General features: G+C 69.8%; 8 protein-coding genes and 1 riboswitch. Of the genes, 5 read left to right on the top strand and 3 right to left on the bottom strand.

Features of this window, described 5'->3' with window-relative positions; translation table 11 throughout:
• From NQ160_RS12150 to NQ160_RS12160, 3 genes are all read right to left on the bottom strand, one after another.
• A partial coding sequence (locus NQ160_RS12150; protein WP_374113651.1) for a riboflavin synthase occupies positions 1–307 on the bottom strand: 307 nt, incomplete at its 3' end.
• A complete protein-coding gene (gene ribD / locus NQ160_RS12155) occupies positions 307–1,377 on the bottom strand; it encodes a bifunctional diaminohydroxyphosphoribosylaminopyrimidine deaminase/5-amino-6-(5-phosphoribosylamino)uracil reductase RibD (protein WP_257515493.1) in 1,071 nt (356 codons plus the stop codon). The genes NQ160_RS12150 and ribD, both read right to left, overlap by 1 nt.
• Positions 1,378–1,438: 61 nt before the next feature.
• Positions 1,439–1,581, bottom strand: a riboswitch (FMN riboswitch).
• 37 nt (positions 1,582–1,618) lie between these two features.
• Positions 1,619–2,629: a LacI family DNA-binding transcriptional regulator gene (locus tag NQ160_RS12160; protein ID WP_257515494.1), complete on the bottom strand. Its 1,011-nt coding sequence runs from the start codon at positions 2,627–2,629 to the stop codon at positions 1,619–1,621.
• A 127-nt stretch (positions 2,630–2,756) separates the two neighbouring features.
• Here NQ160_RS12160 and NQ160_RS12165 point away from each other — a divergent pair, with 127 nt between their 5' ends.
• The 5 genes from NQ160_RS12165 to NQ160_RS24995 form a co-directional block, all read left to right on the top strand.
• The gene (locus NQ160_RS12165; RefSeq protein ID WP_257515495.1) at positions 2,757–3,869 is read left to right on the top strand and encodes a carbohydrate ABC transporter permease; all 1,113 of its coding nucleotides are present in this window, start codon (positions 2,757–2,759) and stop codon (positions 3,867–3,869) included.
• Positions 3,866–4,771: a carbohydrate ABC transporter permease gene (locus NQ160_RS12170; RefSeq protein WP_257515496.1), complete on the top strand. Its 906-nt coding sequence runs from the start codon at positions 3,866–3,868 to the stop codon at positions 4,769–4,771. The genes NQ160_RS12165 and NQ160_RS12170 overlap by 4 nt, the downstream gene beginning before the upstream one ends.
• Positions 4,772–4,854: 83 nt before the next feature.
• Positions 4,855–6,234, top strand: coding sequence for an extracellular solute-binding protein (locus NQ160_RS12175; RefSeq protein ID WP_257515497.1), 1,380 nt, complete (start codon positions 4,855–4,857; stop codon positions 6,232–6,234).
• Between the two features lie 74 nt (positions 6,235–6,308).
• Positions 6,309–9,002, top strand: coding sequence for a glycoside hydrolase family 2 protein (locus NQ160_RS12180; RefSeq protein ID WP_257515498.1), 2,694 nt, complete (start codon positions 6,309–6,311; stop codon positions 9,000–9,002).
• Positions 9,003–9,004: 2 nt separating this feature from the next.
• Positions 9,005–9,149 (top strand): FAD-dependent oxidoreductase (locus NQ160_RS24995; protein WP_374113652.1); only part of this gene is annotated, 145 nt, incomplete at its 3' end.

The raw sequence follows: 9,149 nt of genomic DNA on the forward strand, positions 1-9,149 counted from the left end.
CGATGTGGCCCTGCACGATGTGCCCGCCCAGGCGCCCGTGCGCGGCCATGGCGCGTTCGACGTTGACGTGCACGCCCGGCGCGGCCTCGCCCAGGGTCGACATGTCGAGAGTCTGCTTCATCACGTCGGCGGTGAACGCGTCGCCGTCCTGGTCGACGACCGTCAGGCACACGCCGCTGATCGAGATCGAGTCGCCGTGCCCGGCATCCGACACCGCCAGCGGTGCGCGCACCGTCAGCCGCACGCCGTCGCCCGAGGGTGCGACGGCGGTGATCTCGCCCTGTTCCTCCACGATTCCGGTGAACATCAGCGGGTTCCTTCCTGTTCCGGTCCCCGGGCTTGCCGGGGGGTCGCGACGATCAGCAGATCGTCGCCGAGTCGTTCGACGGCGGCCACGTCCAGGCGCAGCTGCTCGTCGATGGTCGCGACCGCGAGGTCCCCGATCGCGGTGACCGGTCCTCCCAAAAGGGTGGGCGCGATGTAGGCCAGCACCTGGTCGGCGAGTCCTGCGCGCAGGAAGGCGCTCGCGAGGGTCGGACCGCCCTCGACGAAGACGCGATGCACGCCGCGGTCGCGCAACTGCGCCAGCAGCGACGTCGCGGCATCCTCGTCCCCACCGAACAGATCGGCGCCTTCGTGCAGCATGAGGGGGCGCGGATGCCGGTGGACGCGCGCGTCGTGGGGGATCGTGCGCCGGCCGACCACCACCGGCATCGGCTGCGCGTCGTACAGCGCGCCGTCCGGGCGTCGGGCGGTCAGCGCCGGGTCATCGGCGATCACGGTGCCGGTGCCGACGACGATCGCGTCGGCATCCGCACGCCGGCGGTGTACGTCTTCCCGTGCGCGGGGTCCGGTGATCCACTGGCTGGTGCCGTCGGCGGCGGCGGCGCGGCCGTCGAGGGACTGCGCCCACTTGACCGTCACGTGGGGGCGGCCGAGCCGCTGCACCGTGAGCCACGAGTCCAGCAGCGCCCTGCCGTCGTCGGCCAGCACGCCGCCCGTGACGTCGACGCCGGCCGCGCGCAGGCGGGCCGCGCCACCGGACGATGCCTCGCCGGGATCTGCGACGGCGTAGACCACGCGCACGACGCCGGCGGCGATGAGCGCCTCGGCGCACGGGCCGGTGCGGCCGGTGTGATTGCAGGGTTCCAGCGTGACGACCGCGGTGGCGCCTCGCGCCGCGCCGAGAGCGAGCTTCCCCAGCGCGTCGACTTCGGCGTGGTCCGTGCCGGCACCGCGGTGCCACCCTTCGGCCAGCACCGTGCCGTCGGGCGAGAGCAGCACGGCTCCCACCTGCGGATTCACGCCGCGGGGGCCGCGTAGGGCGAGAGACAGCGCGCGGCGCATGGCCTCGCGTTCGCGGTCTGTCGCGTCCATCCTCGTCCTCCGGTCCAGACTCCGGGGGACGGTCGGACCGCCGACGACGCGCGTGGCGTCGTTCGTGCTTCCTCCCATCCGGACTAGCGACATCTGTCGCATCACCGTCGGTCCCGGAATTCCACCAGGTCAACCCTTGCCGTAAGGCTCGGGCTCGCGGACTGTCACCGCCGGTTCGGATTCCCACCGACCCCGGAGCACGTTTCTCTTCCTGAGTGTAGTCAACGCGGCGGCAGCCTGTTCATTCCCCGCCAGCCGAGCTCTCCCTCGTGATAAGACGGTAGGCGATCTCGAAGCGGCCGGGACTGGTGGTCGGCTCCTCCACGAGTGACAGCACCTGCTCCACGGCCGTGTCGGCGATGGCTTTCTTGTCGGGTGCGACCGTGGTCAGAGAGGGCACCGAGAACTCCGCCTCCTGCACGTCGTCGATCGACGCGATCGCCACGTCGGCCGGCACCCGTACGCCCGCGTCGGCGAAGGCGCGCACGGCGCCGAACGCGAGCATGTCGGTGAAGCACACGAGTGCGTCGAAGCGCACGCCCTGCGCCACAGCTGCGGCGACACCGTCGCGGCCCGCCTGCCGGCCGAACCTGTCGGTGTACAGCACGAGGTCGGGGTCGAACGCGACCCCGGCGGCGTCGAGGGCGTCGCGGTAGCCCTGCAGTCGTAGACGTGCGCTGCGGTAGAGGTCGGAGTGGTACGCGCCGAGCACGGCGATGCGGCGCCGACCCTGCTCGAGCAGATGCCGGGTGATGTCGGTCGTCGCCTGCACGTTGTCGATGGCGATGCCAGTGTGGCGAGGGCTCGAGATCTGCTCGCCGATGAGCACGGTGGGAACGCTCGGGGCCGCAGCGTGGAACTCCTCGTCGGTGAGGGTGAAAGGGCTGAAGATGAGGCCGTCTACGAGATGGGAGGTGAACTCGCGCAGCATGCGCAGCTCGTTGTCCTTGCGGCCCGCCGTCTGAGTGACGATCACGGTGTAGCCGCGGGCGTGAGCCGCGGATTCGACCAGCTCGGACAGCTCTGCGAAGTAGGGCTGGGATAGCTCCGGCACCGCGAATCCGAGGATGCGCGTGCGCCCCTCGCGCAGCCGGCGCGCGGAGATGTTGGGCTTGTAGTTGAGCTCCTCGATCGCTCGCAGCACCCGCTCGCGCGTGGTGTCCCGCACGTACTCGAAGTCGTTGACGACGTTGGAAACGGTGCGCGGTGAGACGCCGGCGAGCTTGGCGACATCGCGCATGCTCGTGGCCATGCCGCTCCTCACGTTCCGCGTCTCCGCATCGTCGCCCGCCGCACGCAAACGGCGTCGAGTTGACAACGAGTATGTCGCGTCGACAGACTGATCGCGCAATTTGCAACGTGGCAAGAAATGAGAGCACATGGCGACCATCCAGGCCGGCAGGCGGGCAGCGCCCGCGCGCCCGACTCGCAACGGCAGGGTCGGGCTGCGATACGGGATCGCCTTCATCGGACCGTTCATCGCGCTGTACATCGTCTTCGTGCTCGTCCCCGTCGTGCAGGCGATCGTCATGAGCGTGCACGACTGGGACCTGCTGGGAGCCACGCGCGAGTTCATCGGGCTGGACAACTACGTTCGGATGCTGTGGGGCGTCGACATGACGTGGACCATGACCCACCTGTTCTGGTGGCGGCTGGGCATCCTCGCCCTCGCCGCGGCGCTGCTGGTAGGGCCGGCGCGGCGGCGAAGACTGACCGTGTGGCGCGCCGTCGGCGTGCTCGGCCTCGTGGCCGTCGCCTTCGCGCTCGGATTCCACCCGGGCGAGACGGGCTTCTGGTTCGACCCGCGCTTCTGGACCGCGCTGCAGAACACGCTGCTGTTTACCGCCGTCTCCACACCGCTCATAGCGGGACTCGGGCTGCTGATGGCGCTGGCGCTGCAGGGCGGCCGTCGCGGCGCGCGCTGGTACCAGATGGCGTTCTTCCTGCCCTACATCCTGCCCGTCTCGGTCGTGACGCTGATCTGGACGTACTTCCTGTCGCCCAACCAGGGACTCCTGGCCGCGTTGCTCGAGCCACTGGGTATCGCGCCCATCGCGTGGCTGTCGAGTACCGACACGGCGATGATCGCGATCGTCGCCACCACGGTGTGGTGGACCGTCGGGTTCAACCTCGTGCTGTTCGCCGCCGGGCTGCAGGACGTCGACGCGTCCCTGTATGAGGCGGCCGCACTGGACGGGGCGGGTCCGTGGGGCAAGTTCGTCCACGTCACCCTCCCCGGCATCCGTCACGTACTGCTGCTGGTGATGGTGATGCAGGTCATCGCCTCGTTCCAGGTGTTCGGGCAGGTGAACATCATGACCGGGGGCGGGCCGGGAAGCTCCACCGACGTCGTGATCCGGCACATCTACCAGACCGGATTCCGGGACTTCGAGCTGGGCTACGCCTCGGCGATGTCGCTCGTGCTGTTCGCCATCATGCTCGTGGTCTCCGTGATCCAGATGAAGTACCTCGGCAAGGACGAAACCGCATGACCTCCGTCGCCCCCACCCGTACCGCGGCGGTCCCCGCCCCGACCGCGCCGCGTCGCACTCGAGGCTCCTCCGGGTTGCGCCGGGCGTCGGCGGCATCCTGGTACCACATCGCGATGATCGTGGCGGCTCTGGTGTGGCTTCTGCCGATGCTGTGGATGACGTCGCTTGCGCTGAGCGACAACGCGGCACTGACACGGGAGACCCAGTTCCTCATTCCGCGGGACATCACCCTCGACAACCTCCTCGGCGTCTTCTCGGTGGGGCTCACCTCGCGCTGGTTCCTCAACAGCGCCGTCGTGAGCATCGTGACCACGGTGCTCACGGTGCTGCTGTGCGCCATGGCCGGCTATGCCTTCGCGCGCATCGACTTCCGAGGCAAGGCGATCGTGTACGCCAGCGTGCTGGCGGGACTCATGATCCCGAAGGAGGCGATGTTCGTGCCGCTGTTCACGATGGTCGCCGACGTGCAGATGCACAACACGTACGCCGCGCTCATCCTCCCGCGCATCGCGGCGCCGCTGGGCGTGTTCCTGATGACCCAGTTCTTCTCCAAGGTGCCCCACGAGGTGGAGGAAGCAGCCCGCATCGACGGCGCGGGCCCGTGGCGCACGTTCTTCTTCATCATGCTGCCGCTGGCGCGGCCGGCGATGATCGCTCTGGCCATCTTCACCTTCGTGCAGACCTGGAACGACTACCTGTGGCCTCTGGTTTCGGCGACCCGCTCGGAGATGTTCACCATCACCACGGGCCTGGCCTCGCTGCAGGGTAATTTCGCCCAGGCCACGGAGCTCGGCAGCCTCATGGCCCGAGGCCTCGTGGGGTCTCTGCCGCTGCTGATCATTTTTCTGCTGTTCCAGCGCCACCTGATCCGAGGTATCTCCATGACCTCGGGCGGCAAATGAACTGTCCGTCGAACGCCGGGCACCCGAACCCGGCCGCGTTCGCGGCCGTCCTGGACGTCACGTCCACCAGAGAGAGGAAACACATGCGAAAGATGAAGATCGCCGGCGCGACCGCGTCGCTGACGGCAGCGGCGATGCTGCTGACGGCATGCGGCACCGGCACCGGCGCAGCGGGCGGGGGCGGCAGCGCAGCCGACGACCTCGCCGACCGGATCGCGGCGGTCACCGACGACCAGCTCGACGGCGTCACGATCACGATGTCGCGCATGTTCGGCGACTGCGAGGAGACCACGCAGGACGTGACCGACCCTTCGCAGGCGGCCAGCGAGTGCGAGGCCATCCAGATCCTCACCAACCAGTTCAACGCCGAGAACGAGCACGGCATCACCGTCGAGCGGCTGGGAGGCGCCGACTGGCACTCCTACTACGACGCGTTCAACGCCTCGGTCGCCGGCGGGGATCCCGCCGACATCGCCAACCTGCACGACTACTCGATGTCGGACTATGCCCAGCGGGACCAGCTGCTGGCGTTCGACCCGGAGCAGTTCGGCATCGACCTGTCCGACAGCACCGCCCAGGCGCAGTCCTCCGTCCGCTACGGCGACGAGACCTATGCGGTCCCGTTCGACTCGCACGCGATCCTCGCCCACGTGAACACCGACATCCTGGCGGCGGCGGGGTACATGGGCGAGGACGGGCGCCCGGCCATGCCGACATCGGCCGACGAGCTGCTCGAGATGGCGGCCGCAGTGAAGGAGAAGACCGGCTCGTACCTGTTCTCCCTCGGCGTCGCCAACGACGACATGGCATGGCGCATGTTCTACTCCCTCGTGCGCCAGCAGGGATCGGACGTCGTCACCGACGACGGCGAGGCGCAGATCGACACGCCGGAGGCGGCTGCGGCACTTGAGCTCATGAACGAGCTCATCGACGGGGGCTACATCCACACCGACGCCGACTACGCCGGCTCGATCGACGAATGGAAGAGCGGCAAGTCCGCGATCCTCGTCAATGGCACGTGGGTGGTCAACGAGTACGCGGCCACGGCGCCGTTCGGCTACGCCGTCGCCGACTTCCCCGCGCTGATGGGCGAGCCGGCCGTGTGGGCGTCCTCGCACATGTGGGTGTTGCCGCGGCAGCGCGAGGACGACCCGGTGAAGTACCGCGCCGCCCTGGAGTTCGCGTCGTTCCTGTACGACAACACCGACGTGTGGTCGGTGGCCACCGGGCACATCGCCCCCCGCGTGTCGGTTATCGAGTCCGACGCCTACCAGGCCGCCCCCAACCGCGAGTTCTACACGTCCACCGCGCTCGAGGACATCCGCTTCGTGCCGCAGATCGACAACTGGACCGCAGTGAAGGACCTCATCCACACGCAGCTCGAAGAGGTCTGGTTCAACGACAAGGACATCGCCGCAGCCCTCGCCGAGGCCCAGAGCAGGCTCGAGCAGCAGCTGAACTGACGGACGTTCCACGCCCGTCCCGACGCGGGGCCCGCCCTGGCGGGCCCCGCGTCCCCATCCCCGGAAGGAACCCCATGCCCTCGCAACCCCGTCGCCGCCTCCTTCTCGACGGCACGTGGACGCTGCATCTGCCCGGCGGCGGCACGACCGATGTCGCCGTACCCGGTGCCTGGACCGCCCAGGTCCCCGGCGCGGGGGACTCGCACGCCACCGTGCGCTATGAGCGACGCTTCGACTGGACCCCGACCGGCGAAGAAGACCGACGTCAGATTCTGCGGTTCGACGCGGTCAACCACCACGCGCGGGTGGAGCTGAACGGGACGCTGATCGGCGAGCACGAAGGGGCGTGGCTGCCCTTCGAGCTCGACGCCACCTCGGCGCTGTGCGGCGGCGCCAATCTGCTGCAGGTGACGGTCTCCTATCCGCCGCGCGTGGGCGGCGCCGACCGGCCCGGCTTCCTCGAGCGCCCGCTGGGCAAGCAGTCCTGGTACGGCACGACGGCGGGCATCTGGCAGTCCGTCGCTCTGGAAGACCGGCATGAGGCCCATCTGCGCGCCGTCAGTGTGCGCGCCGACGCCGTCACGGCATCGCTCGACGTCTCCGCGGCCGTCACCCCGGCGGTGCGGCCCGGACATGAGATCCATGTCGTCGTCCTGCGCGACGGCGTGGTGGCCGGCTCCGCGCAGATGCATCCCTCCGGCGACCGCCACCGGGCGACGCTGCGTATCGACGGCGCTGAGCGCTGGGACCTCGATGCGCCGGCGCTCTACGACGTGCGGGTCGAGGTGCGCGAAGCGGGTGCCGTGCTCGACGCCGTGGACCGGGCGACCGGCTTCCGCGAGTTCAGTGCCGAGGACGGCGTCTTCCGCCTCAACGGCCGCGAGATCTACCTGCGCGCGGTGCTCGATCAGGACTACCACCCGGGCTCCCAGCCCGTCGCCGACGACTTCGCGGCATGGGAGGAGCTGCTGCGTGAGACCCGCGACCTGGGCTTCAACATGCTGCGCGTGCACATCAAACGCCCCGATCCCCGGTACTACGACATCGCCGATCGTCTCGGGATGCTGGTGTGGACGGAGCTGCCCAGCTGGATGACCTGGACCCCCAGCGTCGCCCACGAGGCACGGGGCCTGCTGCACGACATCATCGCCGAGGACGGCCACCACCCGTCGATCGTCATGTGGACCATCATGAACGAGTCGTGGGGCGTCGACCTCTCCGAGGCGCCGCAGCGCGCGTGGCTGCGCGACATGTACGAGGAGTTCCGTGCGGCGCTGCCCGGGCACGTGCTCGTGGACAACTCGGCGTGCGCCCCCAACTTCCACCTGCGCACTCAGGTCGACGACTACCACCTGTACCGCGGCATCCCGGAATCCCGCCGCGAATGGGATGACAAGATCGCCGAGTTCGCGGGACGGCCGGAATGGACCTTCTCCCCGCACGGCGACGCCGTTCGCACCGGACGCGAGCCGCTCATGCTCTCGGAGTTCGGCAACTGGGGCCTGCCCGACGTGCGCGACCAGTACGTCGACGGCGTGGAGCCCTGGTGGTTCGCCCTGGGCGGTGGCTGGGCTTTCGGGGCGGCCGACGCCACCGGGCTGCGCGAGCGGTTCGCCGCGCTCGGTCTGGACGCCGTCTTCGGGTCGTGGGAGGAACTCGTCTTGCAGCTCCAGCGCGCCCAGTCGGTGGCCAACCGCTACCAGACCACCAGCATCCGCCTGCACCCGCAGATCCGCGGGTACGTGCTGACGCAGCTCTCGGACGTGCAGTGGGAGGCCAATGGGCTTTTCGACATGAACCGCCGCCCCAAGCGGTTCACCCCGGATTACCGCCTGGTCAACGGCGAGCATGCCGTCGCCCTGCGCCCTGCGGCGTACAGCACGTTCGTCGGCGGCGAGGTCCCGGTCGCCGTCACGGTGGTGCCCGGCCCCGACGCGCTCGCCGACGATACGCGGCTGCGCCTGCTCGGTGGCGCCGACGGACCCCGCGATCTCGGTGCCGTCGACGGCAGCCGGCAGTCGCTGGATGTCGGCGTCACTCTGCCGTCGGCGCCGGGCCAGTACGAGGTTGCCGTGGAGCTGCACGTCGGCGACGCCGTGCTCGCGCGCGACAGCGCCGACGTCATCGTCGTGGCACCGCCCACGGCCCGGGGCGTGCGCTGTGCGGCCGACGACGAGCAGACCGCTTCCTGGCTGCAGAGCCTCGGCGCCGATGTCGTGACCGAGGCGGATGCCGACACGCTCCTGGTCACCCGCAGGTTCACGGCATCCGCCCGGCGCCACGCCGCTGCGGGCGGCCGTGTGCTGCTGCTGGCCGAAGACGACGACGCCCTCGGCGAAGCGTTCGACTACCTCCCCTCGGCGCGCCTGGTGGGGCGGGCGGGCGACGGCGATTGGGTTCCCCGCACCGAGTGGCTCGACCGCACCGGACCGTTCCGTGCCGTGCCGGGGGATGCGGTGCTCGGCATCGCCTTCGAGGATCTGCTCGGCGCGCGCGTCATCAGCGGCATCCCGGGACCGCTGCGCCCGGCGGTCGTGCACTCGGGCATCTTCTCCGGGTGGCTGCGGGGCGCCGCGGCCAGCACGGTGACGATCCGGTGGAGCGAGGGAGCGGTCACCATCACCACGCTGCGCGTGCGGGAGGCCGCGACGGTCCCCGTTGCGGCGGCGGTCGGGCGTGCGATGCTGCACGCGGCCGCCGAAGCGGACGCGTCCCGGAGCCCGCAATCGTGCGAGGGTGGAGACAGCGCCTACGAGGAAGAGACGTGACCATGCACAACGCAGACGGAAACACCGGATTCGCCGCCCTCGCCGCGCGACCTCACGCGGACGTGCTGATCCTGGGCGGCGGCATCAACGGACTTGCCACCTTCCGCGACCTGGCCATGCAGGGGGTCGACGTCGCGTTGGTGGACC

The organism is Microbacterium sp. zg.Y909 (assembly GCF_024626565.1).

Coding starts and splice junctions, on each gene's coding strand:
- NQ160_RS12165 (WP_257515495.1), top strand. CDS start 2,757: ATGGCGACCATCCAGGCCGGCAGGCGGGCAGCGCCCGCGCGCCCGACT.
- ribD (WP_257515493.1), bottom strand. CDS start 1,377: ATGGACGCGACAGACCGCGAACGCGAGGCCATGCGCCGCGCGCTGTCT.
- NQ160_RS12175 (WP_257515497.1), top strand. CDS start 4,855: ATGCGAAAGATGAAGATCGCCGGCGCGACCGCGTCGCTGACGGCAGCG.
- NQ160_RS12160 (WP_257515494.1), bottom strand. CDS start 2,629: ATGGCCACGAGCATGCGCGATGTCGCCAAGCTCGCCGGCGTCTCACCG.
- NQ160_RS12170 (WP_257515496.1), top strand. CDS start 3,866: ATGACCTCCGTCGCCCCCACCCGTACCGCGGCGGTCCCCGCCCCGACC.
- NQ160_RS12180 (WP_257515498.1), top strand. CDS start 6,309: ATGCCCTCGCAACCCCGTCGCCGCCTCCTTCTCGACGGCACGTGGACG.